The organism is Clostridium puniceum (assembly GCF_002006345.1).
GTDB classification, from domain to species: domain Bacteria; phylum Bacillota; class Clostridia; order Clostridiales; family Clostridiaceae; genus Clostridium; species Clostridium puniceum.
This window is the reverse complement of sequence record NZ_LZZM01000158.1, coordinates 1-571: the sequence shown is the minus strand read 5'-3', so window position 1 is coordinate 571 and position 571 is coordinate 1. Positions and strand designations below refer to the sequence as shown.

At 32.0% G+C, this 571-nt stretch carries 1 protein-coding gene and 1 pseudogene; both read right to left on the bottom strand.

Going from position 1 to position 571, the window contains the following annotated elements; all coding sequences use genetic code 11:
* Window positions 1-114, bottom strand: a pseudogene (locus CLPUN_RS28705) (IS30 family transposase); the annotation flags it as partial.
* 169 nt (window positions 115-283) lie between these two features.
* A partial coding sequence (locus CLPUN_RS12540; protein WP_143328978.1) for an IS3 family transposase occupies window positions 284-571 on the bottom strand: 288 nt, incomplete at its 5' end.

Sequence of the window (571 nt, the reverse complement as noted above, 5' to 3'; positions counted from 1 at the left end):
GTGAGTGAAGTACACCTTTGTATCCGTTTCAATTTCAAGTGTGGATAAGTTAGCAAACTCAGAGCCATTATCACCAGTTATAGTCTTGAAAGCTTGGCTAAATTGCTTGCCAAATAAACTGCGCACTGGAGTGCTCTGAGTAGAATAGACATATAGAAAGTACGTTTTTCTTTGATTTCCTTAGAATATTATAAATCACTATTTGTTATTCATAATATTTAAAATAATTCAAATATTAGTAAACTTGTAGTTGTAATTGCCCTACCCAAGAATGATTCAATTATTACGATGCGGCCTTTAGGCCAAGGTAGTAATCCTTTTTAAATTCTCTTGGAGAGTTATAGTCTAGAGTTGAATGTAACCTTCTTGAATTATAGAATAACTCTATATATTCAACAACAGTTGTTCTAGCCTCAGCTCTAGTTTTAAATTTTATTCCATACAATTTGTCCTTTTTTAAAGATGCAAAAAATGTCTCAGCGCAGGCATTATCAAAACAACAACCTTTAGCACTCATGCTTTGAAAGAAACTATTTTTTCTTAACAAATCTTGATAATCGTAGGAAGCATA